The organism is Streptomyces sp. NPDC059256, assembly GCF_042753785.1.
Classification (GTDB): domain Bacteria; phylum Actinomycetota; class Actinomycetes; order Streptomycetales; family Streptomycetaceae; genus Streptomyces.
In genome coordinates, this window is sequence record NZ_JBHYZO010000021.1 from 1 (window position 1) to 24,037 (window position 24,037).

21 protein-coding genes are annotated in these 24,037 nt (G+C 70.1%); 7 read left to right on the forward strand and 14 right to left on the reverse strand.

Translation table 11 applies throughout. The features are described from left to right. The first annotated feature begins 499 nt into the window (after positions 1–499). The gene (gene trpS / locus ACFXJL_RS28850; RefSeq protein ID WP_384636312.1) at positions 500–1,501 is read left to right on the forward strand and encodes a tryptophan--tRNA ligase; all 1,002 of its coding nucleotides are present in this window, start codon (positions 500–502) and stop codon (positions 1,499–1,501) included. An 86-nt stretch (positions 1,502–1,587) separates the two neighbouring features. Here the strand turns inward: trpS and proC are convergent, their stop codons facing one another. Then, positions 1,588–2,397 (reverse strand): pyrroline-5-carboxylate reductase, encoded by an 810-nt coding sequence (gene proC, locus ACFXJL_RS28855; protein WP_384697161.1) that lies wholly within the window; start codon positions 2,395–2,397, stop codon positions 1,588–1,590. A gap of 121 nt (positions 2,398–2,518) precedes the next feature. Here proC and ACFXJL_RS28860 point away from each other — a divergent pair, with 121 nt between their 5' ends. After that, the gene (locus ACFXJL_RS28860; protein ID WP_384697164.1) at positions 2,519–3,037 is read left to right on the forward strand and encodes a SigE family RNA polymerase sigma factor; all 519 of its coding nucleotides are present in this window, start codon (positions 2,519–2,521) and stop codon (positions 3,035–3,037) included. A gap of 160 nt (positions 3,038–3,197) precedes the next feature. Here the strand turns inward: ACFXJL_RS28860 and ACFXJL_RS28865 are convergent, their stop codons facing one another. Beyond that, positions 3,198–3,935 (reverse strand): ABC transporter permease, encoded by a 738-nt coding sequence (locus tag ACFXJL_RS28865; protein ID WP_358876548.1) that lies wholly within the window; start codon positions 3,933–3,935, stop codon positions 3,198–3,200. After that, positions 3,932–4,819 carry an ATP-binding cassette domain-containing protein gene (locus ACFXJL_RS28870; RefSeq protein ID WP_384697167.1) on the reverse strand — a complete coding sequence of 296 codons (888 nt, stop codon included), beginning with the start codon at positions 4,817–4,819 and terminating at the stop codon, positions 3,932–3,934. The genes ACFXJL_RS28865 and ACFXJL_RS28870 overlap by 4 nt, the downstream gene beginning before the upstream one ends. Before the next feature lie 103 nt (positions 4,820–4,922). Between ACFXJL_RS28870 and ACFXJL_RS28875 the strand changes: the two genes are divergently transcribed. After that, complete coding sequence (locus ACFXJL_RS28875; RefSeq protein ID WP_384636302.1) at positions 4,923–5,447, forward strand: hypothetical protein; 525 nt, start codon at positions 4,923–4,925, stop codon at positions 5,445–5,447. 185 nt (positions 5,448–5,632) lie between these two features. Here the strand turns inward: ACFXJL_RS28875 and ACFXJL_RS28880 are convergent, their stop codons facing one another. The 5 genes from ACFXJL_RS28880 to ACFXJL_RS28900 form a co-directional block, all read right to left on the reverse strand. Continuing rightward, positions 5,633–6,838, reverse strand: a complete 1,206-nt coding sequence (locus tag ACFXJL_RS28880; protein WP_384697170.1) for an NAD(P)/FAD-dependent oxidoreductase — start codon at positions 6,836–6,838, stop codon at positions 5,633–5,635. A 51-nt stretch (positions 6,839–6,889) separates the two neighbouring features. Further along, entirely contained in the window at positions 6,890–7,765 is an 876-nt protein-coding gene (sigJ, locus tag ACFXJL_RS28885) for an RNA polymerase sigma factor SigJ (protein WP_358876552.1), read from the reverse strand. Positions 7,766–7,846: 81 nt separating this feature from the next. After that, on the reverse strand, positions 7,847–8,623 hold the full coding sequence (locus ACFXJL_RS28890) for a class I SAM-dependent methyltransferase (RefSeq protein WP_384697174.1): 777 nt from the start codon (positions 8,621–8,623) through the stop codon (positions 7,847–7,849). Positions 8,624–8,744: 121 nt separating this feature from the next. After that, positions 8,745–9,299 (reverse strand): hypothetical protein, encoded by a 555-nt coding sequence (locus tag ACFXJL_RS28895; RefSeq protein WP_384697177.1) that lies wholly within the window; start codon positions 9,297–9,299, stop codon positions 8,745–8,747. 403 nt (positions 9,300–9,702) lie between these two features. Next, positions 9,703–10,020, reverse strand: a complete 318-nt coding sequence (locus ACFXJL_RS28900) for an SH3 domain-containing protein (RefSeq protein ID WP_329021864.1) — start codon at positions 10,018–10,020, stop codon at positions 9,703–9,705. A 133-nt stretch (positions 10,021–10,153) separates the two neighbouring features. On the opposite strand from ACFXJL_RS28900, the gene ACFXJL_RS28905 reads away from it, so the two are divergent. Further along, positions 10,154–12,304 carry a PQQ-binding-like beta-propeller repeat protein gene (locus tag ACFXJL_RS28905; protein WP_384636335.1) on the forward strand — a complete coding sequence of 717 codons (2,151 nt, stop codon included), beginning with the start codon at positions 10,154–10,156 and terminating at the stop codon, positions 12,302–12,304. 211 nt (positions 12,305–12,515) lie between these two features. On the opposite strand, the gene ilvD is transcribed toward ACFXJL_RS28905, so the two are convergent. The 4 genes from ilvD to ACFXJL_RS28925 all read right to left on the reverse strand — a co-directional run bounded on the left by ilvD (position 12,516) and on the right by ACFXJL_RS28925 (position 17,250). After that, a complete protein-coding gene (gene ilvD, locus ACFXJL_RS28910; protein ID WP_383540511.1) occupies positions 12,516–14,366 on the reverse strand; it encodes a dihydroxy-acid dehydratase in 1,851 nt (616 codons plus the stop codon). A 236-nt stretch (positions 14,367–14,602) separates the two neighbouring features. Further along, positions 14,603–15,217, reverse strand: coding sequence for a TetR family transcriptional regulator (locus ACFXJL_RS28915; protein ID WP_358876556.1), 615 nt, complete (start codon positions 15,215–15,217; stop codon positions 14,603–14,605). Next, entirely contained in the window at positions 15,214–16,062 is an 849-nt protein-coding gene (locus ACFXJL_RS28920; RefSeq protein ID WP_358876557.1) for a sugar phosphate isomerase/epimerase, read from the reverse strand. The genes ACFXJL_RS28915 and ACFXJL_RS28920 overlap by 4 nt, the downstream gene beginning before the upstream one ends. Positions 16,063–16,320: 258 nt before the next feature. Continuing rightward, positions 16,321–17,250 carry a Ppx/GppA phosphatase family protein gene (locus ACFXJL_RS28925; protein WP_358876558.1) on the reverse strand — a complete coding sequence of 310 codons (930 nt, stop codon included), beginning with the start codon at positions 17,248–17,250 and terminating at the stop codon, positions 16,321–16,323. 40 nt (positions 17,251–17,290) lie between these two features. Here ACFXJL_RS28925 and ACFXJL_RS28930 point away from each other — a divergent pair, with 40 nt between their 5' ends. After that, positions 17,291–18,148, forward strand: a complete 858-nt coding sequence (locus ACFXJL_RS28930; protein WP_384697182.1) for a hypothetical protein — start codon at positions 17,291–17,293, stop codon at positions 18,146–18,148. Between the two features lie 8 nt (positions 18,149–18,156). Here ACFXJL_RS28930 and ACFXJL_RS28935 read toward each other — a convergent pair whose 3' ends face one another. Then, positions 18,157–19,815 carry a hypothetical protein gene (locus ACFXJL_RS28935; protein WP_384636283.1) on the reverse strand — a complete coding sequence of 553 codons (1,659 nt, stop codon included), beginning with the start codon at positions 19,813–19,815 and terminating at the stop codon, positions 18,157–18,159. Between the two features lie 425 nt (positions 19,816–20,240). On the opposite strand from ACFXJL_RS28935, the gene radA reads away from it, so the two are divergent. Together radA and disA are read left to right on the forward strand one after the other, a co-directional pair. After that, positions 20,241–21,731, forward strand: a complete 1,491-nt coding sequence (gene radA, locus ACFXJL_RS28940) for a DNA repair protein RadA (RefSeq protein ID WP_358876560.1) — start codon at positions 20,241–20,243, stop codon at positions 21,729–21,731. A gap of 44 nt (positions 21,732–21,775) precedes the next feature. After that, complete coding sequence (disA, locus tag ACFXJL_RS28945; RefSeq protein ID WP_329021846.1) at positions 21,776–22,900, forward strand: DNA integrity scanning diadenylate cyclase DisA; 1,125 nt, start codon at positions 21,776–21,778, stop codon at positions 22,898–22,900. Positions 22,901–23,090: 190 nt separating this feature from the next. Here disA and ACFXJL_RS28950 read toward each other — a convergent pair whose 3' ends face one another. Further along, entirely contained in the window at positions 23,091–23,930 is an 840-nt protein-coding gene (locus ACFXJL_RS28950; protein ID WP_384636279.1) for a hypothetical protein, read from the reverse strand. Positions 23,931–24,037: the final 107 nt, after the last annotated feature.

Sequence of the window (24,037 nt, forward strand, 5' to 3'; positions counted from 1 at the left end):
CTCCGGTCTTGCGTTTCCGACTCTATCAGATCCTTTCGGGCCTGATTCCCGGTCGAAATCGGGATTGTCTTTCCGGCCCCTCGGCCGTTCCGACGAGTGAGACTTTAGCGGAATCCAGTGTCCCGAACCAAATCGGGTTGCGTTCCTGCGAACGCGGATTCCTCATTCCGTAATTGCGCACACAAAGGCGGACGGCTACGAGTAGTCGTTTGCTTCTGGTGTGGTCTTGCGGAATGGCTGCCCGGGGACCAACCAAAGTCGGCGCTCACGTCGGGCAACTCGGAGAACACTACGGACCACGTGTATCCACTGTCAACCTGGGGCTCGCTCCCGTAGTCTCCCGGCATGACATCGCGTAGCTGCCTCCTTCAGTGGCGCGCCGCCTGACGGCGGCCGGCACCTACGCGCGTACTCATCGGCCGCCGCCTCGGCGGCCTTTTTGTTGCTCTCTCCCGGAGCCGGCCGCCGGCGCTGCGGCCACGGCAGGAGAGGGACAACGGTGACCAAGCGAATCTTCAGCGGCATCAAGCCCACGGGGCACCTGACGCTGGGCAACTATCTCGGAGCACTGCGCCGCTGGGTCGATGTCGACCAACACCAGTCGGACGCGCTGTTCAGCGTGGTCGATCTGCATGCGCTGACCGTGGACCACGACCCGGGACGCGTACGCAGGCTCAGCCGACAGGCGGCGACGCTCATGCTGGCCGCCGGACTCGATCCCGAGCTGTGCACGGTGTTCGTCCAAAGTCATGTGGCCGAGCACACCCGGCTCTCCTATCTATTGGAGTGCACGGCAACCGACGGTGAGCTGCGGCGCATGATCCAGTACAAGGAGAAGGGGGCACGGGCTCGGGCCGCCGGGGAGAGCGTCCGGCTGTCCCTGCTGACCTATCCGGTGCTGATGGCGGCGGACATCCTCGCCTATGGGACCGATGAAGTGCCGGTGGGCGAGGACCAGACGCAGCACGTCGAGCTCAGCCGGGATCTGGCCGTGCGGTTCAACCAGCGGTACGGGCACACCTTCACGGTGCCGAAGGCCACCCATCCATCCGTGGCCGCTCGGGTCATGGACCTACAGGACCCGCTGTCGAAGATGGGGAAGTCCCACGCTTCGACAGCCGGCATCGTCTATCTGCTGGACGACGCGGACATGGTGCGCAAAAAGATCATGCGTGCGGTCACGGACAGCGGGCGCGAGGTCGAGTACGACCGCGAGCGAAGCCCCGGTGTCGCAAATCTGCTGGAGATCCTCGCCGCCTGTTGCCAAGGGAACCCGGAAGCGTTGGCCGGTGGATATGAGTCGTACGGAGCGTTGAAGCGGGACACGGCCGAAGCCGTGGTGGAGCTGCTGAGGCCGGTGCAGGAGCGCCACGCGGGACTTGCGGCGGACGGGGGGTACGTCGATGGAGTGTTGAAGCGCGGTGCCGAGAGGGCCAGGGCCATGGCACGCCCGAGAGTCGATGCCGCCTATGCGGCGATGGGACTGCTCCCCGGCGTTTGAGGCAGAGGTTCGATGGCACCAGCAGCCTCGTCGAGGCTGATCCGTGTGGCCCACCGCCGAGGCGTCGCGGCGGTGGGTGCACAGGGTCAGCCGTTGCCGGAGGCCAGCTCTCGGCTGCGGTCGCGGGCGGCCTCAAGCGCGGCGATGAGTGCGGCGCGGACACCGTGGTTCTCCAGCTCGCGGATGGCGCTGATGGTGGTGCCCGCGGGGGAGGTGACGGCTTCACGGAGCTTTACGGGGTGCTCACCGCTGTCGCGGAGCATGACCGCGGCTCCGATGGCGGCCTGGACGATCAGGTCGTGGGCCTGCGAGCGCGGTAGGCCGAGGAGGATTCCGGCGTCGGTCATGGCCTCGACGAGGAAGTAGAAGTACGCGGGCCCGGAGCCCGACAGGGCGGTGGCCGCGTCCTGCTGGGATTCGGGAACCCTCAGGGTCTTGCCGACACCGCCGAAGATCGCTTCGGTGTGCGCGAGGTGGTCGGGGGTGGCATGGCTGCCGGCTGAGATCACGGACATGCCCTCGTCGACGAGGACCGGGGTGTTGGGCATGACACGGACGACGGGTGCTCCCGGTGACAGGCGCTCCTCGATGAAGGAGGTGGGAATTCCCGCAGCCGCGCTGATGGTCAGGCGGTCGGTGGTGAGGTGCGGGGCGAGTTCGTCGAGGAGCTTGCCCATGTCCTGGGGCTTGACGGCCAGGATGAGGGTGTCGGCCCGCTTGGCGGCCTCTGCATTGGTGACGGGTTCGACCCCGTAGCGGGTGTGGAGTTCCGTTGCGCGATCCGAGCGACGGGTGGTGACCAGAAGGTCGGAAGGCCGCCATCCAGCTCGGATCATCCCGCTCAGCAGGGCCTCGCCGATCTTGCCTGTGCCGAGGACTGCGACTGTCTGGGTCATGGGCTGTGTTCACCTCGCCGATGGGGGTTCTTGCTGCTCATACTCGCACTGGCGCCGCGGTGGCGCCGTGACGTCCACAGGGCGGTACGGCTGAGGGTGTTGATAGCTCCTGTGGAACCTGATGGCGCGAGGGAGGCTCCTACGGCGCGTGACGGAGGACGAGTTCGACGCCCTGTACGCAACCGCGTTCCCCAGGCTGGTGGGGCAGCTGACCGCGTTGACGGGTGATCACGGTGAGGCGCAGGACGTGGTTCAGGAGGCGTTCGTCCGCGCCTGGTGCCGTCGTGCTTCCGTCCTGGCGGACAGGGCTCCCGAGGCATGGGTCAGGACGGTGGCGGTGCGGCTCGCGGTGAGCCGTTGGCGTAGGGCGAGGAGATGGCGGGAGCTGGTGTGCGGCCATGGCGCGGCGGAGCGGGTGCTGGAGCCGGGGCTAGAGCATCTGGTGATCGTCCAGGCCCTGCGGCAGTTACCGGAGGCTCAGCGCAGGGCCGTGGTGCTGCACCATCTGTGCGATCTGACCGTGGAGCAGGTCGCACAGGAGACGGGTTCGCCGACGGGGACGGTCAAGGCCCGGTTGTCTCGGGGGCGGGCCGCTCTCGCGAAGCTGCTCACTCCCGGAGGCACCGTCTCCGTGGGCTGACCGTCCTGTCAGGGAGTCAAAGCGGAAGCGATCAGACGGACGCGATCAGACGGAAATGGCATGGAATCGGACGGGATGGAGGTGGGGCGCGGGTCCAAGGGGGTCGTGGCATTCCGGCCGGTGAGGCTGTCGCGGCTGTGCTGGCTGTCGTCCCGCCCGGTCAGGCCGTGCGGCGACGCAGGGTGGCAGCGCCGAGACCGAGGACCAGGATGGCGCAGCCCGCGACCACGAGGACGTCCCGGACGAAGGCACCCGTGGGGTCGGGGTGGCGGAGGACTTCGGTCATGGCGTCGACGGCGTACGACATGGGCAGTGCGTTGGAGATGGTCTCCAGGATGGGCTGCATGTTCTCGCGTGGGGTGAACAGACCGCAGAGGAGGAGTTGGGGGAAGATCACGGCCGGCATGAACTGGACTGCCTGGAACTCCGAGGTGGCGAAGGCGGAGACGAAGAGACCGAGCGCCGTGCCCAGCAGTGCGTCCAGGAGGGCGACGAGCAGGAGCAGCCAGGGGGAGCCGACGACGTCCAGGCCGAGGGCCCAGAGTGCGAGCCCGGTGGCCAGGAGGGACTGGGCGATGGCGATGACGCCGAAGGCCAGGGCGTAGCCGGTGATCAGGTCGCCCTTGCCGAGGGGCATGGCGAGCAGGCGTTCCAGAGTGCCTGATGTGCGTTCGCGCAGGGTGGCGATGGAGGTCACCAGGAACATCGTGATCAGCGGGAAGATGCCGAGGAGTGCGGCGCCGATGGAGTCGAAGGTGCGGGGGCTGGCGTCGAAGACGTAGCGCAGGAGGAACAGCATCACGCAGGGGACGAGGACCATCAGGGCGATGGACCGTCGGTCGTGGCGCAGTTGACGTAGTACGCGGGCCGCGGTGGCGAGAGTGCGGGAGATGCTCATCGGGCGTTCTCCTGACCGGTTGGGGTCGACTCTTCGGTCGCGGTCGACTCTTCGCGCTGGGTGCCGGGATCCGGGGACGCTGCCGTCGTGTTCCCGGGTGGGCGGTGAGGCGGGGTGCCCGGGTCGGCAGCGGGGCGGGTGGCGGTCGCGTCGACCAGACGGAGGAAGGCCGCCTCGACCGTGTCGGTGCCGGTGCGCAGCCGGAGGGCGGAGGGGCTGTCCTCGGCGAGGATCTCGCCTTCTCTCATCAGGAGGAGGCGGTGGCAGCGTTCGGCTTCGTCCATCACGTGGGAGGAGACGAGGATCGTCGTGCCGCGGTCGGCCGCGAGCCGGTGAAAGAGGTTCCAGAGGTCTCGGCGCAGTACGGGGTCGAGTCCGACGGTGGGTTCGTCGAGGACGAGGAGTTCGGGCGTGCCGAGCAGGGCGACGGCGAGCGAGACCCGGCTGCGCTGGCCCCCGGAGAGGCGTCCCGCGAGGGCGTCCGTGTGGGAGGTGAGGTCCACATCGGCGATGGAGCGGGTGACGTGGTCCTGGCGGAGTTTTCGTTGGTGCCGTCCGGGGTGGAGCACGGCGGCGAAGTAGTCCAGGTTCTGTCGGACCGTCAGGTCGTCGTAGATGGAGGGCGCCTGGGTGACATAGCCGATGCGGGAGCGGAGCGCGGCGTGACCGGCCGGGCTGCCGAGGATGTCGAGGGTGCCGCTGACCTTGGCCTGGGTGCCGGCGACGGCGCGCATCAGGGTGGATTTTCCGCAGCCGGAGGGGCCGAGCAGGCCGGTGATCCGACCGGGCGGAATGGTGAAGTCGATGCCGCGCAGGACGGTGCGGGCTCCTCGTACGACGGTGAGACCGCGGGCCAGGACGGCCACATCAGAGGAATTCATCATGTGATGAATAATGCTGTCGGGTGACCGTCCCGTCAAGAGATGGGGGGTGCGTCAGGGGGATCCCCCATGGCGCTTCGGGGGGCACCCAGAGAAAGCTGAAGGCATGAGCGGACACATGAACCAGCACGGCCAGATCTCCAAGGCCGAGCGGCGCCAACTGGCGGTCGCGGCGACGACGCTCGGCCCCTGGCGGACCGCCGCGACGACCGGCGGCTCGGGAGGCGTCGTCGTCTTCGGGCTCGGCGCCCTGGGGGGCGTCAGCCTGGAACTGCTCGCCGGAGCCCTGTCCTTCGCACTGATGTTGTTCTTCGTCGTGGGTGGCGCCGGGGCCGTGATCGGCGGCAGGTCGGCGGCTCCACGGACGGCCGGATCCACTGATGGCACCGGGTTGCCCGTCGCGGTCGACACCGATTCCCCCAGCGATCGGCGCATACGGCGCTGGGCCCGCGAGCACCCCTGGCGAGTCGCCATGGTGCCCGGTGCGTCCATGGCACTGGCCGATGTCGTGGTGAACACGACGCTGAGTGCGCGGAGCTTCATGGGCGGTGTGGGGGACGCACTGTGGATGGGTGTGCTGGTCTGGCTGTTCGTGGGATTGGCCGGACGGTTCGCTCCTCGCAAGGGCTGAGCACCTCGCAAGGGCCGAGTGCCTCGCAAGGGCCGAGTGCCTCGGCAAACACGGAGTGCTTCGGTAGCTGAGTGCTTCGGTAGCCGGGCGCCTGTGCAGTTGGGCGGGTGCGATGCCGCGGGGGCACGGACACCCGGGCGCCCGGCTGCGAAGGCAGCGGCGGCCGACGGTCCTCAGGCCGTCGGTCAGAAGCCCGGCAGCCGCCCGAGGGTGTCCGGAGCCCGCCGCGCCAAGCCCATCACACTGACCGTGGAACGAACGATGCGTTCCTTGGCCCAAGCGGCCGTACGACCGGTGAGGACGCGGTCCCGCGGACTGTCGTCGTGACGGACGAATTGGACCAGGCCGTCACGGCGGCCCAGGCTCACGCACTGGAGCAGGTAGCCGAAGTCCAGCCGCTCGGGTACACGGCCCCGGAGTTCGGCGATGATCGCGGTCGCCGCATGGGAGCCGGTGGGCAGCGCCGCGGCACAGCCCATGCGCAGCGAACCCGCCCGTGACGAGTGGGCGGCTGCGGCATCGCCGACCGCGTAGATCTCCGGATGGCTGATCGAGCGGAGGGATGCGTCCACGGCGACCCGGCCGCTGGCTGGATCCAGTGCGAGACCGGCCTCCGCGGCCACGGCCGTACGAGGGACCATGGCCGCCGCCCACACGACCGCATCGGCGTCCACGTCCAGCGGGTCCGCCACGGTGTGTCCTTCCTCGATGCGTACGCCCAGCGCCGTCAGCACCCCCCGAACGTGGTCCCGGCCCCGTGTCGAGTGGCCGACCGCGAGTTCACCCGCGGTCAACAGGCGTACGTCCCAAGCAGGTCGTGACTCGGCGATTTCGGCGGCCAGTTCGATGCCGGTCAGCCCGCCGCCGACGACGGCCAGCGAGCCGCTGCGGTCGCGGGTCAGGGTGCACAGGGCGGGCGTGGTCTCCGCGGTGAAGACCTGTGGGGCGGCCGGTTCGGGCCGGGGGGAGGCGTCCGCGGTTTCGAGCGGCGCGAGTTCACCGGTGGGCGGGGCTCCAGCGGACTGCCGAGGTGCGGATCGTACGGAGAGGACGCCGGGCGGAACGGCCGTACGGCTGCCGAGGGCGTACACCAGACGGTCGTAGTCGAGGCGTCGTCCGTCGTCCGTGGTGATCTGCCGGGCGAGCGGGTCGAGGGCCGTGACCCGTTGGGGGAGGTGGCGCACACCGGTGCCGCGCAGGAGTGACGCCAGCGGGAGATCGTTCGTTGCCGGTCGGGCGACGAGTTCGTGCTGACGTACCCGTTCGGTGAAGCGGTCGGTCGGATCGACCAGGGTGACGCGGGCATGCGGCGCCAGCCGCAGCGCGGCCAGCAATCCCGCATAGCCCGCGCCGAGAACGATGATCTGCTGCTTGTCGCGTTTCGTCGTCATGCAAGGGGGACGAGGTGAGCCGCAGATCTGTGACGTGGCACCGGTCACAGATCAGCGCAGGGCATCCAGATCGAGGTGGGAGAGCTTGTCCGGGTTGAGCATGGCGTTGACTTCCTGGATGCGCCCCTGATCGACCGTGAAGGCGAAGACGGCCGCATAGCCGGTGGTGTGGTCGGCGACGAGCACTCCGGGCGCACCGTTGACCTCCCGCATGACCATCCACATCCGGTCCGGGTGGAAGTCGCGCATCAGATGCTGGGCGAAGCGGGCCACCTTCTCGGCGCCGAGCACCGGCAGCCGAGCGGCGATGACCTTGCCGCCGCCGTCCGACCGCCAGATGACATCGGGGTCGAGGATGTTCAGAAGCGCCTCGAAGTCCCCGGCCACCACCGCGGCTGCGAAGGCTTCGACGGCCTTGCGGTGCTCGGCACGCGCCACGGGACGGCCGGGCGCCTCGGCGCGGACCCGACGGCGGGCGCGGGAGGCCGACTGCCGTACGGAATCGGGACTGCGGCCCACCACCTCGGCGATCTCGGCGAAGGGCACGGCGAAGACGTCGTGGAGGATCAGTGCGGTGCGCTCGGTGGGGCCGAGTCGTTCCAGCACGGTCAGGAGCGCGATGCTCACCGACTCATCGAGGGCCACCCGCTCCTCCGGGCCTTCCTGGGTGACCAGCGGTTCGGGCAGCCAGGGGCCGGTGTACTGCTCGCGGCGCGCCCGGGCGGAGGTCAACCGGTCGTAGCAGATACGGCTGATCACGGTCGTCAGATAGGCCCGGGGGTCGTCCGCCGTGCCGTCGGGCAGCCCCGACCAGCGCAGCCATGCGTCCTGTACGGCGTCGTCGGCGTCCGCGACGGAACCGGTCATGCGGTAGGCGATGCCCCACAGCCGTCCGCGCTGTTCCTCGAACTCGGCCAGTGCGGCCATCGTTCCCCCTTGCCCTTCTCCTCGGTGCGTTCCGTCCCCGGCGGGTTCCACGTCGTGCAACAGGTTCTACGCGTATGGGTTCTACGAGTGCGACGGTCGGTGCGGACGGAATGTGACGGTCAGCTGGACCTCGTACTCCTCGTGCAGGACCCCGTCGGGGAACGCCTTGAGCAGTTCGGCCCGTTCGCGGGCGAGGAATCGTGCTGCTTCGTCCTGCCTCATGGTGAGGAAGAGGGAGTGACTGGAGAGATTGTCCAGATGCGCGTCAACGGAGATCTTCCGTGTCCAGGAGACGGCACGCTCCCGGGTGGGGACCGGGTCGGGCAGCCGGCGTGAGCCGCCGGGGGCGCCGTGCGCCCCGTCGGCGAGTTCGGTGCTCATGCGGGCGGCCTGGGCGGCGATCCAGGGCGCGGTCAGATCGGCGACGTTCCACCACAGTGCGAGCGCCCCACCGGGCCTCAGCACCCGCAGTGCCTCGGGCAGGGAGCGGGCCGGGTCCGTCCAGTGCCATGACTGGGCGTAGGTGATCAGATCGGCGGTGCCGTCCGCCAGGGGCAGCGCCTCACCGGAGCCGAGGACGAGCGGGGTATCGGGGAGGGTACGGCGGAGTTGGGCGGCCATGCCGGGGCCGGGTTCCACCGCGGTGACCCGTGCGCCCCGGGCTCGTAGCAGCCGGGTGGCTATGCCGGTGCCCGCGCCCACGTCGATGACGCGGGTGCCGTGGAGCGAACGGCCGGTGATCTCCTCGACGGCGTCGAAGAGCGCGGGCGGATAGCCGGGGCGCGCGCTGTCGTAGCGGGCCGCCGCAGTGTCGAAGGAGAGCGCCCTCGACCGGGCCGGCGAGATGGGTTCGGTCATGGCAGGTCCATCCTGGCTCGTCCGCTGCTGGTCCGTTGCTGGCCGCTGCTCGTCCGTTGCTGGTCCGCTGCTCGTCCGCTTTCGTGCCGGCGGGTCCGGTCCATCAGCTCTGTCGGCGTCCCTATCGGCGTCGTGCCCTGGCGGACCTTCCCGCCCTGCCCTTGCGTGCGGCTGGGTTGCCGGTGCGGGCCTTGCGCCGCCGGTCGTACCGGGCCCGGGCGGTCTCGTACTCCTCGCGGTGCAACGACTCCCCGGGGGCCTCCAGCAGTGCACGCACCGCATAGGCGAGGAGTACGCCGATGAATCCGACGGCCTTGAGACTGCGCAGCGAGTCGGGTGCCGCGATCGGGCCGGTCGGGCGACGGGTGAAACCCTCCCAGGTCTTGCGGAAGGCGATCGCACTGCACGCCGCGAGCATGACGATGACCAGTGCGTTGACGAAACCCCCGACCTCGGCGATCGTCAGGCCCTGGTAGGCGAAGCGCAGTACCAGCGCTCCCGCGATGGCGGCCGTCAGGGCACCGATCGCGAGGCCCGCGCGGCGCAGCCCGTATCCCCCGTCACGGTCCACCCAGGTGGTGCCGAAGAAGCGGATGGGCTCGGGCCGGGGGCCCGTCTCCGCTTCGGCGCCCTGCCCTGGACCGGCGGTGCTGGTGGTGGTGCTCTGCTCGCTCACGCGCCGATTATCGCAAGGCGCGGCTCGGTGGGCGCGGACGGACCCGTGGAACGGCGCTGCGCGTGGCGAGGCCCCTGGGGTTACGGGCCTGGAGCTCATCTCTCGGGGCCGGTCCTCCCACGCAAACCGATGCCCGGGCGACCCGACGGTGCCGGTACGACCCGACGGTGCCCGGGCGGCTCGCTGCCCTGCTGCCACAGGACACGGCCAACGCTCCGGGTGCCTTGGTCCAGTGGCCCCAAGGCACCCGGAGCGTCAGAGCCGATCGAAGTCACCGGGGTCGGCCCGAACACCCCGAGCAGTACGGACACAACCCAAGTGGTACCGAGCCGTCCAGGCAGCCCGCACGACCCGGGCGGTCGACCCGGCCGACGACCCCGAGGGCGTCAACGCGCCACCGGTGTCAGGCACAGCGGATCGTCACATACCCGTCGCTGCCGGTCTGCACATAGGCGTCGGAGATGAACTGGCCGTTGGCGATGCAGTCCCAGATGTTGGTCGTGCCGTAGGGACCGGTGATCCATTCCCCCGGCTTCTGGCAGTTGATCGGCACGCGTGCCCCGTACGGCAGCACCCTGACGATGTCGTGCTGTGTTCCCGGTCCGCTGCGGACGTTCACCCGGTAGCCGGGTGCGACCGGATAGCGCGTGGAGCTGCGGGGCGAGACATCGCCCGCCTCGGCTGCACCATCTGTTTCCGGACGTACTTCTTCAAGTCCCATTGCAAACTCCCCCGTTGCTGTATAGGCGTTTACGTACGGTACGCCCCGCGGAGGGCAACAAGCCATCCCTGGATCGCACGCACCATCGACTAGGCTCCGACCAGTCGTGCGCTCCAAGAACACGGGGGTGGAGATGCCACCACTGCGCAGTACCGGACAGTCTCCGGAAGCGGAACATCCGGAATATGCCGGGCAATACCGTCTTGAGTCATGCCTGGGAACCGGTGGCATGGGAGTGGTGCATCTCGCCACCTCCGACTCAGGACTCCGCTTGGCGGTCAAGGTCATCCACCGTGAGCACGCATCCGACCCTGAGTTCAGAGCACGCTTCCGGCAGGAGATCGCGGCGGCGCGAAAGGTGAGCGGTGCCTTCACCGCATCCGTCGTGGACGCCGACCCGCAGGCCGGACGGCCCTGGATGGCCACCTTGTTCATCGACGGGCCGACCCTTGCGGAACAGGTCAAGCGGAACCCGTTGAACGGTGGGGAGCTACGTCGGATCGGAGCCGGTCTGGCCGAAGCGCTCCGCGACATCCACCGGGCGGGGGTGGTCCATCGCGATCTGAAACCGAGCAATGTGCTGCTCGCGTCCGACGGCCCCAAAGTGATCGACTTCGGTATCTCCCGTCCTTCGGACAGCGATCTGCGCACCGAGACCGGAAAACTGATCGGGACTCCGCCCTTCATGGCGCCGGAGCAGTTCCAGCGGCCGAGGGAAGTCGGTCCCGCCGCCGATGTGTTCGCGCTGGGGGCGGTCCTGGTTCATGCCGCGACCGGGCGCGGCCCCTTCGATTCGGACAGTCCGTACATCGTCGCGTACCAGGTCGTCCATGATGAACCGGATCTGGCGGGGGTGCCCGATGACCTCGTACCGCTGCTGCGGCGATGTCTCGCCAAGGACCCGGACGAGCGGCCCACCCCCCATGAGGTGATGGTCGCGCTGCGGAGTTCGACCCCGTCGAGCGGCTGTGACACCCAGGCGTACATACCGGCTCCCCGGACGCCCGACCCCAGCGAGGACGCCCCCGAGGCCGATGCGCGGCGGTCCGTCTGGAAGCGCCACCGGTTGCGGTGGGCGGCGGCGGGCGCAGCCGTCGTGGCGCTGGTGGTGACCGGTGTGCTGGTGGTGCGCACCCTGGATGAGGTCGAGGTCTCCGCGTCGCCGGGTTCGGTGGCGGTGAGCCGGGGCTTCACGGGCTGGGACGTTCTCCTCGGCAAGGCCGGACGCGAGGACAAGACCCCGGTGTGCACGGCGCCTTCGGACGGCTCCGCCCTCTACTGCGCCGCACCCGGCGTCACAGCGGCCCGATTGGACCCGCAGCGGGGCACAACGCTCTGGTCGAAGGCCGGGGCCGGTACCGAGGCTGGGCCCGGGCCCGGGACTGATCCGAGCGCCCGCGAGGACGGGCGGGTCAAGGCACCCGTGTTCGCGGGCGGCCTGGTCCATGTGGTGACACCGAACGTGGGCCTGCTGGAGGCCCTGGATCCCGCGTCGGGCGCGGTGCGTTGGAGTGTGAAGACCTCGGCGTACTCGGCCGTGCGCCATGCCGGGGACACCGTGCTGCTCGTGGGCAACGGCACCGTACGGGCGCTCGACGCGGCAACGGGTGCCCGTAGGTGGGAGGAGCGCCACGGCGGAGTCGGTACGCAGTGGATCTCCATGGCGCACGGAAGGGGTCCCGTCTTCGCGGCCACCCCCTCCGGCGACGGTGCCTCGACCTCGGTGATCGCGGTCGACCCCGCGGACGGCAAGCAGTTGTGGCGGGAGCGGCTCACCGGAATGCTGACCCCCGTGTCGGCGACGGACGACGCGCTGCACCTGCTCTCCACCAACGCCGACGACTACACGGACGCCGTGGTGCGGCTCGGTACGAAGCCCGGTGCCCGCAAGGTCCGCAGGGTGGCCCTCGACGTCCCCGTCGACCAGGCCCAAGCGGCGGTGGTCGGCGAGGTCGTCCGGCTGAGCGGCTCAGGAGGGGCACTGTTGGCGATCGATGTGGAGGCGGGCGCCCAACTGTGGCGCCTGGAGACCTCGGTCACGCATCTGTCGCGCCCCGCGGGCGATGCCCGCACGATGTACGTGGCGGCGGGCGACGGACGGCTGCTCGCCGTGGACGCGGTGGCCGGGAGGCTGATCGGGCAGACCGAGCCGCGGATGAACGACGGGCGCTACACCTTCTCCTCGGTGCTGTACGAGCCGGTGGTGACGTCGGGGCGGGTCTTCGGGACGGCACCGAACGGATCGGTGTTCGCCGTGGACGCGAAGGATCCCAGGCGCTGGTAGGTCCCGCGGTCCCGCGCCTCATTGCACTGCTCGACGGTCGACGGCTTGCGGGGTCTGGGCGGGGCCGAGGAGGCGTGCCGGGCCGGACCGACTTCGGCCGGGCCCTCGGAAAGCACCGGGCCCGCCCGGCACGGCTGCCGGACGGGCCCGATCGTTCCACTGCTGGCGTCCACGCCCCCGGCGCGAGGCGGCGGGGTTGAGGACCACCGGGTCAGGACAGTCTGCTGACGTCCCTGACCGCGCCCTTGTCGGCGCTCGTCGCCATCGCCGCGTACGCCTTGAGGGCCGCGGACACCTTGCGCTCGCGGTTCTTCGGCGCGTACACACCGCCGAGAGCCGCCTTCCGGGCAGCCAGGTCCTCATCGGAGACCAGCAGCTCGATCGAACGGTTCGGGATGTCGATGCGGATGCGGTCGCCGTTCTCGACGAGCGCGATCGTGCCGCCCGATGCCGCTTCCGGGGAGGCGTGGCCGATGGAGAGACCCGACGTACCACCTGAGAAGCGGCCGTCCGTCACCAGCGCGCACGTCTTCCCCAGGCCGCGTCCCTTGAGGAACGAGGTGGGGTAGAGCATCTCCTGCATGCCGGGGCCGCCCTTGGGGCCCTCGTAGCGGATGACGACCACATCGCCGTGCGTGATCTCCTTGCGGAGGATCTTGTCGACGGCCTCGTCCTGCGATTCGCAGACGACCGCGGGGCCCTCGAAGGTCCAGATCGACTCGTCGACACCGGCGGTCTTCACCACACAGCCGTCGACGGCCAGATTGCCCTTGAGGACCGCGAGCCCACCGTCCTTGCTGTAGGCGTGCGCGGCGTCGCGGATGCAGCCGAGGGCGGCGTCCGTGTCCAACGTCTCCCACCGCTCGGACTGGGAGAACGCCTCGGCGGAGCGCACACAGCCGGGTGCGGCGTGCCACAGCTCGACGGCCTCGTCGGACGGGGAACCGCCCCGGACGTCCCAGGTTTCCAGCCACTGCTTGACGGACGGGGAGTGAACCGTGTGGACGTCCTCGTCGAGGAGGCCCGCCCGGTAGAGCTCGCCCAGGATCGCGGGGATGCCGCCGGCCCGGTGGACGTCCTCCATGTAGTACGTGCCCTGGGGCGCGACGTTGGGCGCGACCTTGGCCAGACAGGGGACGCGGCGGGAGACGGCGTCGATGTCGGCGAGGTCGTAGTCCAGCTCGGCCTCCTGCGCCGCCGCCAGCAGGTGCAGGATCGTGTTGGTGGAGCCGCCCATGGAGATGTCGAGCGCCATGGCGTTGTCGAAGGCGGCACGCGTGGCGATGTTGCGGGGCAGGACGGTGGCGTCGTCCTCCTCGTAGTACCGCCGGGTGATCTCCACGACGGTGCGGCCCGCGTTCTCGTAGAGGGCGCGGCGTGCCGTGTGGGTCGCGAGCACCGAGCCGTTGCCCGGCAGGGACAGGCCAAGAGCCTCGGTCAGACAGTTCATCGAGTTGGCGGTGAACATGCCGGAACAGGAGCCGCAGGTCGGGCAGGCGTTCTCCTCGATGCGGAGGATGTCCTCGTCCGAGATGCTCTCGTCGACCGCGTCCGAGATGGCGTTGACCAGGTCGAGCTTGCGGACGGTTCCGTCGACGAGGGTGGCCTGACCGGCTTCCATCGGACCGCCGGAGACGAAGACGGTCGGGATGTTGAGCCGCAGGGCGGCGTTCAACATGCCCGGGGTGATCTTGTCGCAGTTGGAGATGCAGATCAGGGCGTCGGCGCAGTGCGCCTCGACCATGTACTCCACGCTGTCGGCGATCAGGTCGCGGGAGGGGAGCGAGTACAGCATTCCGCCGTGGCCCATGGCGATGCCGTCGTCGACCGCGATGGTGTTGAACTCACGCGGAATGGCGCCTGCCGCCTTGATGGCCTCGCTCACGATCCGGCCGACCGGCTGGAGGTGGGTGTGGCCGGGGACGAACTCGGTGAAGGAGTTGGCGACCGCGATGATCGGCTTGCCGATGTCCGCGCTCGCTACGCCCGAGGCACGCATAAGGGCGCGGGCGCCCGCCATATTGCGGCCGTGGGTGACTGTGCGGGACCTCAGCTCGGGCATCGTCGCTCGCTCCTCGGTAGTAAGAGACTTGTCGCCACCCACGAGCGTACGCCGACGGACCAAGATCTGGACACTATGTCCGCAATGTGGGATGCGCTGCTCAGGGAGCGGTCACTCCCGTCAGCCGTGGGCGGCCGGTACGGGCCGACAGGGGCGGCGGGCCGGACGGCCACCGCCGCACTCATGGGTTCGATGCAACGGTACGCGGCTGGAGCCGTGCGCGGGACCGCTCGGGCTCAGGCTTCGGTCAGATAGCGCTGAAGCGTCGGCGCCACCTGGGAAATGATCTCTTCCGGATCGGCCGACGCCAACGGCTCCACCTGGATCACATAGCGCAGGACCGCGATCCCGATCATGTGGGAGGCCGCGAGCTCCGCACGGAACTTCGGGTTCGGCACCTCCAGCTCGGCCGCGATCCGCTCCAGCAGCCGCCGCAGCACGAACCCCCTGAGGACCTTCGCCGCCGCCTCGTGCGTGAGCGCGGAGCGGATGACCACGAGCAGGGGGCCCCGGGAGACGGGGTTCTCCCAGACACCGATGAAGTACCGCGCGATGCGTTCACCGATCCCCTCGGTGCCCTTGCCCAGGATCGCCGTCACGGCCAGCGCCGGTTCGAAGGACACCTCGATGGCGGCGGCGAAGACATCGTCCTTGGAGCCGTAGTAGTGGTGGACCAGGGCCGCGTCCACGCCCGCCGCCCGGGCGATGCCGCGCATGGTCGTCTTGTCGTAGCCCCGCTCGGCGAACTCCGTGCGGGCGGCGCCCAGGATGCGCTCCCGCGCACCGGGACCCTCCTGGGCAGCGGCGCGGGCCGGACGTCCGCGGCGGCGCGGAGCGGGGGCGTCCGTCATGGGCCGGGCACTTTCCGGGCATCGGTCGACGCATGGGCGGCCAGATGGCGGCGGGTGAAGTCGAGCGCCTCGGCGAGGTCGGCCTCCCGTTCGGCCGCCGACATCGCCCGGCGCGTGTTGACCTCGACGACCACATGGCCGTCGAAGCCCGTTCGCACCAGATGCTCCAGCAGTTCCGCACACGGTTGGTCACCCCGCCCGGGCACCAGGTGCTCGTCCTTCGCGGACCCCTTGCCGTCGGCCAGGTGCACATGGCTCAGCCGGTCGCCCATCCGGTCGACCATGGCCATCGTGTCCACCCGGGAGGTGGCCGTGTGCGAGAGGTCGATCGTGAAGTGGCGGTAGTCGTCCTTGGTGACGTCCCACTCGGGCGCGTAGGCCAGCATCTCGCGGTCCCGGTAGCGCCACGGATACATGTTCTCGACGGCGAAGCGCACGTCCGTCTCGTCGGCCATCCGCCAGAGGCCGCTGACGAAGTCCCGGGAGTACTGGCGTTGCCAGCGAAAGGGCGGGTGGACGACGACCGTCGACGCCCCCAGCTGCTCCGCAGCCGCCTGGGCGCGCTGGAGCTTGGTCCAGGGATCGGTGGACCAGACCCGCTGGGTGATCAGCAGACAGGGCGCGTGGACCGCGAGGATCGGCACCCGGTGGTAGTCGGAGAGCCGGCGCAACGCCTCGATGTCCTGACTGACCGGGTCCGTCCAGACCATCACTTCGACGCCGTCGTAGCCGAGGCGCGCGGCGATCTCGAAGGCCGTCGCCGTCGACTCCGGATAGACGGAGGCCGTCGACAGGACGACCTTCACGTCCCTCGCGCCCGGGGGGCGCGCCACTGGTTCCACCACGCAGACAGGGTACGGGGCCGGGAGCGGGCCTCGGAGCAGGGAGCGACCGGTCCGGGGTCTACACGGCGGCGTTCGCGGTCGTGGTGGGGGGTGAAGGAGATCCGCCCCCTGGACGTACCACCGGCAGGCATCCGCACCTGGTGGCACGCACGGACACAGGGCGGCCGACGAAGCGGCACGGTGGGTGGCGGAAGGCCGCCGGGCCGGAGCCCGTACGGCCGGGGGTTCCCCATCGGGGAGCCGTTGGGCTCCCGCTCCCTAGCCGACCGGCAAGTGGTCGAGGCGACGCAGGATCACGCCTTCGCGCAGCGCCCAGGGACAGATCTCCAGCACCTCCGCGCCCAGCAGGTCCATGGCGGCCTCCGCGACGAGCGCGCCGGCCAGCAGTTGGCGCGCACGGCCCGCCGCCACGCCCGGGAGCGCCGCGCGCTGCTCGATCGTCATCTCGGCCAGTTTGGGCATCCAGTCCTGGAGCGACTTGCGGGTCAGCTCGCGCTGTACGTAGATGCCCTCGGCGTCGCGGGCGGCCCCGGCGATCCTGGCCAACTGCTTGAAGGTCTTGGACGTCGCCACGATGTGGTCGGGCCTGCCGAAGCGGCTGAACTCGCCGACCGTACGGGCGATCTCCGTCCGTACGTGGCGGCGCAGCGCGCGGACGTCTTCCGGCGTGGGCGGGTCGCCGGGCAGTTCCTTGGTGAGTCGACCGGCGCCCAGCGGCAGGGAGACCGAGGCGTCCGGGACCTCGTCGATGCCGTAGGCGATCTCCAGCGAACCGCCGCCGATGTCTATGACGAGCAGCTTTCCCGCGGACCAGCCGAACCAGCGGCGGGCGGCGAGGAAGGTCAGGCGCGCTTCCTCCGCGCCGGTGAGCACCTCCAGATGCACCCCGGTCGCCTCCCTGACCTGGGAGAGCACCTGGTCGGCATTGGTTGCTTCGCGCACGGCTGAGGTCGCAAAGCTGAGCACCTGCTCACAGCCCTGGTCTTCGGCGGCCTGGACCGCCTTGTGCAGCGTACTGATCAAATGGTCAACGCCCTCGGGGCCGATGGCGCCCTTGTCGTCGAGGAGTTCAGCCAGTCGCAACTCCTCCTTGTGCGAGTGTGCGGGTAGGGGGCGGGCGCCGGGGTGCGCGTCCACTACCAGCAGATGCACCGTGTTCGAACCGACGTCGAGGACTCCGAGTCTCATGGACCGAACGCTACTGCGGTCTCGGACATACCCTTGGCCTGTGGCAAAGACGAAAAAGGCGAAGCAGGGCAAAGCCCATCCCCAGCTCTCACAAAAGGCACAGGGCGACGAGAAGGGGCTGGACTTCCCGCGCGCCTGGGTGGAGTTCCCCGATCCCACCGACGACGAACAGGTCTTCCGCTGCGATCTGACCTGGCTGACGTCCCGCTGGACCTGCATCTTCGGCAGCGGTTGCCAGGGGATCGAGGCAGGTCGGGCCGATGACGGGTGCTGCACGCTGGGCGCGCACTTCTCGGACGAGGACGATGAGAAGCGGGTGGCCGGCCATGTGGCACGGCTCACTCCGGATATCTGGCAGTTCCATGACGTGGGAACCAAGACGGGCTGGGTCCAGGCCGCCCCGGACGACGACTCGGATGAATCAGACGACGCAGAGGAGGCGGAGGAAGCGGAGGAGGGCGGGGCGCGCCAGACCCGGCGCTGGCAGGGGTCCTGCATCTTCCAGAACCGCCCGGGGTTCGCCGGCGGCGCGGGCTGCTCCCTGCACATTCTGGCGTTGCGGGAGGGCCGCGAGCCGCTGGAGACCAAGCCGGACGTCTGCTGGCAGCTCCCGGTGCGGCGCACCTACGACTGGATCGAGCGGCCGGACGACACCAAGGTGCTCCAGATCTCGATCGGCGAGTACGACCGAAGGGGCTGGGGGCCGGGTGGCCACGACCTGCACTGGTGGTGCACATCGGCCACCTCGGCGCACGCGGCGGGTGAGCCCGTCTATGTGACGTACCGGCCCGAACTGACGGAGCTGATGGGGAAGGAGGGGTACGAGGTGCTGGCCGGGTTGTGTGAGGCACGGCTCGCCACCCAGTTGCCCCTGCTGGCCCCGCATCCCGCGGACTAGGTCGCCGTCTAGGTGCCCGAGGCCGGGGGTGTCTCGGGCGACGGTGACGGGGGCGACGGCGATCCGGCCGGTGGCGAGGAGGGCGGCGAGGGCGATGGGGTCTCGGGCGTCGGTGACGGTGTCGGCGAGGGGGAAGCGGGCAGGGTGGGCGTATGGGACGGCGACTCCGGTGGGACCGGTGAGCCGCGCCCCTCGATCAGCACCGTCGCACTCGCCGGGGCCACCGACACCCGCGCCCGCCACGCCCCGACGGGCTCGCGCGACCGGTCGACGGTGACCGTGAGAGTGATCGACTCCCCCGGTCGCAGCACGCCCGACGTCCGACTCACCGTGAGCCAGGGCGCTGACATCCCCACCGACCAGCTCACCGGTGTCCTGCCGGTGGCGAGCAGGGTGATCGAGGTCCCGCCGGCTGTCGACGCGGCCCGGACGGCGAGCCGTCCCGGGCCGCCGTGGCCGGGGGCGGTGGGCGAGGCCGGCGATCCGGTGCTGATGACCTCGACCGAGACGTCCGGCTCGTTCAGGCCGGTCGTACGGGCGGCTCGCGGACCGGCCTCCGCCTGGCCCGCACCTTCGTAGCGGTCGTGCCGGTTGTAGGGGTCACCGGCCAGGCCCCGGTCCTCCTCGGCCTCCGTCGCACTGACCGAGGTGCCTCCAGGGCGCCCCTCCCCCGTCAACGGTGCCCCTCGGTACGCGGCCCACAGCGCGAGCACCGGTGCCGCCACGACCGTCGCCACGACCGTGGTCGTCACCGCCCTGGCCCGCAGGCGGTTACGGCGGGCAGCATGGTCCTTCGGGTTCAGCGGAAACCCGGCCGAACCGAAGCGGAGCGCCGTCGACCGGGTACGGGGCAACTGGCACAGCGCGCGGTCGATGTCGGCCCGGGGCGCCCTGGCCAACGGGAGGGCGGCCGGGGTGGCCGACCCTGGCCACGGGCCCCGCGCCTCCTCGCGCTCGGCCGCCCGACGGCAGCGGGGGCAGTCGTCGACGTGGCGGACGAGTTCGGTGCGCAGCGCGGCCGAGAGCAGCACCAGATGATCGCCGGTGAGCCGGGCGATGGCGGGGCAGTCCCCCCGGTCGACGATGGCGAGCGCCGCCCGGGTCCGTTCCACTTCGCAGGCCGCAGCCGCGAGCAACTCGCGTGCCCCCGGCGGATCGAGCCCGAGGACCGCGGCGACTTCCCGGGTGCTGAGGCCGTGCCGTACGGCGAGTTCCAGGGCCTCCCGCTGCTCGGGGGAGGTGCCGGCCGCCTCGGGCCAGGCCAGCAGTGCCAGTTCCGCCCGACGCCGCTCCGCCGTCTCCTGTGACGCCTGGGTCTCCTGTGGTGCGGACGGGCGGCCGGTGTGTGCACCCGGGCGGGTCTTCCTGCGTTCGGTCAGTCCCCGTAGACAGGCCCATCGGGCCAGTGCGTACAGCCAGGCCGTGCGTTCGGGTCCGGGTGCCGGGCAGCGGCCGTGATGGCGTTCGGCGGTGACCAGGACCTCGGCGACGAGCGCGGTCGCCGCGTCGTGGTCACAGAGGGCGGAGAGACAGTAGGTGAACAGCCCGTCGAGATAGGGGCCGTAGCGCGCCGCGGCCCGCCCGGTGACCGGTCGCGCTGCACGACGGTGCGAGGCGTGTTGCTGTACGCCGCTGCCTTGCGTGGGTGGCTCCAGACCGCTGCTCATCACGCGGTGACCGTAGGCGTACACCAACATCCGGTTCGCACCACTTGAGCACTTTTAATCCGTACGGGTGAACAGTTCGCTCGAAGGGGGACATGAATGGCGAATTACGCCCCTGTTGCGCTGGGGCATTCGGGTGACTCACGGTCGAAAATGGGGAATTCTGCGCGAGCCTGACTGGGTCCCGGCCGGGTCTTGCCGGGCCCTTGCCGGGGCAGGCGAAGGGCCGAGACCAAGGGTCGAGACGAAGGGTCGAACAGCACCACGGAGCACCTTCGGTACGCCGTGCGGACGGCGGGCGGACGACAGGCAGACCACCAACAACCCACCAACAAACCACCACCAAACCACCCGCAGACTGAGCAGCGGACGGCGGGCGGAACCCATCGCTGGCCACCGGTGTCAGTGCGGGGCGCTACGGTCTGGGGATGGCTGCCCGTACGAAATCCACCAAGGACCGGCCGTCCTACCGCTGCACCGAGTGCGGCTGGACCACCGCCAAGTGGCTCGGCCGCTGCCCCGAATGCCAGGCGTGGGGGACGGTCGAGGAGTACGGCGCCCCCGCGGTGCGCACCACCGCCGCAGGGCGGGTCTCCACCGCCGCGCTCCCCATCGGGCAGGTGGACAGCAGGCAGGCCACCGCCCGCTCGACCGGCGTGCCCGAGTTGGATCGGGTCCTCGGTGGTGGACTGGTGCCCGGTGCCGTGGTGCTGCTCGCCGGCGAGCCGGGGGTCGGCAAGTCCACCCTGCTGTTGGACGTCGCCGCCAAGGCGGCCAGCGAGGACCATCCCACCCTCTATGTCACCGCCGAGGAGTCCGCGAGTCAGGTTCGGTTGCGCGCCGATCGGATCAAGGCGCTCCACGACCATCTCTATCTCGCCGCCGAAACCAATCTCTCCTCCGTGCTGGGGCATCTGGACGCGGTGAAGCCGTCCCTGCTGATCCTCGACTCGGTGCAGACCGTGGCCTCGCCGGAGATCGACGGCGCCCCCGGCGGCATGGCCCAGGTGCGGGAGGTGGCGGGCGCCCTGATCCGGGCGTCCAAGGAGCGCGGGATGTCCACCCTGCTCGTCGGTCATGTCACCAAGGACGGCGCGATCGCCGGACCGCGCCTGCTGGAGCACCTGGTCGACGTCGTGCTGTCCTTCGAAGGGGACCGCCATGCACGACTTCGACTGGTTCGTGGGGTGAAGAACCGCTACGGGGCCACGGACGAGGTCGGCTGCTTCGAACTCCACGACGAGGGCATCACCGGCCTGACCGATCCGTCCGGGCTCTTCCTCACCCGCCGGGACGCACCGGTCCCCGGGACCTGTCTGACGGTGACGCTCGAAGGGCGGCGCCCCCTGGTCGCCGAGGTCCAGGCGCTGACGGTCGACTCGCAGATCCCGTCCCCGCGGCGCACCACTTCGGGGTTGGAGACCTCTCGGGTCTCGATGATGCTGGCGGTGCTGGAGCAGCGGGGCCGCATCACGGCACTGAGCAAGCGGGACATCTACAGCGCCACGGTCGGTGGTGTGAAGCTCTCGGAGCCCGCGGCGGATCTGGCGATCGCCCTGGCCCTGGCGTCGGCGGCCAGTGACACGCCCCTGCCAAAGAACCTGGTGGCCATCGGCGAAGTGGGACTCGCGGGGGAGGTCCGGCGCGTCACCGGAGTGCAGCGGCGGCTGGCCGAGGCTCATCGACTCGGCTTCACCCAGGCCCTGGTCCCGACCGACCCCGGAAAGATCCCCGCGGGGATGAAAGTGACGGAAGTGGCGACCGTCGGAGACGCCCTCAGGGTGCTCCCCCGCGGTCGCCAGAAAAGCGGTAGCGGACCCTCCGCAGAGGGTCCGGCAGGTGGGCCCGTGGGCTCGCCCCGAAGGGCTCCGGGCAAAGAGAGCGCGGACGCCCCACGGGATGGGGACCTGCGCCGGTAGACTTTGCCCTGGTCTCGCCCATCCGTACGAGCCGGAGGAGTGCAGTGGCAGCCAACGACCGGGCATCAGCATCCGGAAAGTCCGGCGCGAGCTCCGGCAACGAAGCACTGATCCGCGCCGCCCTGAGCGCGGTCGCACCAGGCACCGCGCTCCGCGATGGCCTGGAGCGCATCATCCGCGGCAACACCGGCGGACTGATCGTCCTCGGCATGGACAAGACGGTGGAGTCGATGTGCACGGGCGGATTCGTGCTCGATGTCGAGTTCACCGCCACCCGTCTGCGCGAGCTGTGCAAGTTGGACGGCGCACTCATCCTGGACAAGGACATGTCCAAGATCCTCCGGGCGGGGGTGCAACTGGTCCCCGACGCGTCGATCCACACCGAGGAGACCGGCACCCGCCACCGCACGGCGGACCGCGTCTCCAAGCAGTGCGGGTTCCCCGTGGTCTCCGTCTCCCAGTCGATGCGACTCATCGCGTTGTACGTGGACGGCGAGCGGCGGGTGCTGGAGGAGTCGGCGGCGATCCTGTCCCGCGCCAACCAGGCCCTGGCCACCTTGGAGCGCTACAAGCTCCGCCTCGACGAGGTCGCGGGGACGCTCTCTGCGCTGGAGATCGAGGACCTGGTCACGGTCCGGGACGTCACGGCCGTCGCCCAGCGTCTTGAGATGGTCCGCAGGATCGCGACCGAGATCGCCGAGTACGTGGTGGAGTTGGGCACCGATGGTCGGCTGCTCTCCCTCCAGCTCGACGAGTTGATCGCCGGCGTGGAACCGGAGCGGGAACTAGTCGTGCGCGACTACGTGCCGGAGCCGACGGCCAAGCGGTCGCGCACGGTCGACGAGGCACTCGCCGAGTTGGACGCGCTCACCCACACCGAGCTCCTGGAACTGCCCATAGTGGCCCGGGCTCTGGGGTACAGCGGCTCTCCCGAGACGCTTGACTCCGCGGTCTCCCCGCGCGGCTACCGCCTTCTGGCGAAGGTCCCCCGGCTGCCGGGAGCGATCATCGAGCGGCTTGTCGAGCACTTCGGTGGACTACAGAAGCTGCTCGCCGCGAGCGTGGCCGACCTCCAGGCGGTGGAAGGGGTCGGCGAGGCCCGGGCCCGAAGCGTCCGGGAGGGACTGTCCCGGTTGGCGGAGTCCTCGATCCTTGAGCGGTACGTCTAGGGACGCATCCCGGCGCCCGAGGGCGGGTCCGTACCGAAGGTCGCACGGTCGGCGGGTCACGACCCGTACTCGGCTGCGCCTTCCAGCGCTGTCCCGTACTCGGCCGTGCCCTCAAGGGCCATCGCCCCGGGGCCAGAGACCACGGCCGAGCCAGGCCCATTCGGTCCAGCCTTTCTGCCCGCCCGGTGCCTCAGTCCTTCTCCAGGCGGAAGGACGCCGGCAGCACCGCGGTCCCGGGGAAGCTGGCCTCCACCAGATAGGTGCCCGCCGAGACCGCACGCGAGGTCGGCGTCGCACACCGGGGCTCGCTCTGCCTGCGGTCCCACCGCACGGTGTGGGTGACCGTCTGACCGGCGGGCACCCGTAGCAGCACGCTCCCCTGCGGCCGAGGGCAGTCCTTGGACGACCACACCTCTTCATCGCCGGTGTCCTTGACCGTCAGTACGGCGGCCTTGGGCCCGAAGTCCGCCTTGCACGTCGTCGCCGAGGTGTTGGAGGCACTCAGCTGGAACGAGGGCTTCTCCCCCGGCTCATAGGAGACCTTCGCGCTGCGCAGCGTCAACTTCAGCGCCGAAGAGGGGCAGTTGGGCAGATCGGAGCCCGCGGGCACTTGCTGGCCCGCCGTACCGCCCGAGGTTGCGGCGCCTCCAGAACCCTGGCCGCCGTTCGCAGCCCCGCCCTCCGTACCACCGCTGGCGGAACCCTCGCTCCCGCCAGAACCGGAACCGGAACCAGAGCCGGAACCAGAGCCCGAGCCGCTCCCGGAGCCGGAGGGGGAACCGCTCGGCTTCTCGCGCCCCCCGGGCTGCTCACTGATCGCGGGGCCTGACTGGTCAGGTCCCGGCGTGATCGAAGGAGCCGGTGTGGCAGAGCCGTTGACGCCGTCGTCCTTTCCGCCGTTCCCCCGGTCCGAGGTGACGGCCCATGCCACCAGCACCAGGAGCAGCGCGGCCAAGCACAGCGCGATAGCCCTCCGTCGCCAGTAGATGGAGGAGGGGAGCGGCCCGATCGGATTGCGCAGAGATCCCACGAACCAAACTGTACGAGAGATCACGCCCAACTCCGGCCCTACCCGCCGCCTACACCCCAAGTTCTCCGGATCATCATCATGGAAGCCAATCTTCCCCTTGTGGTGGT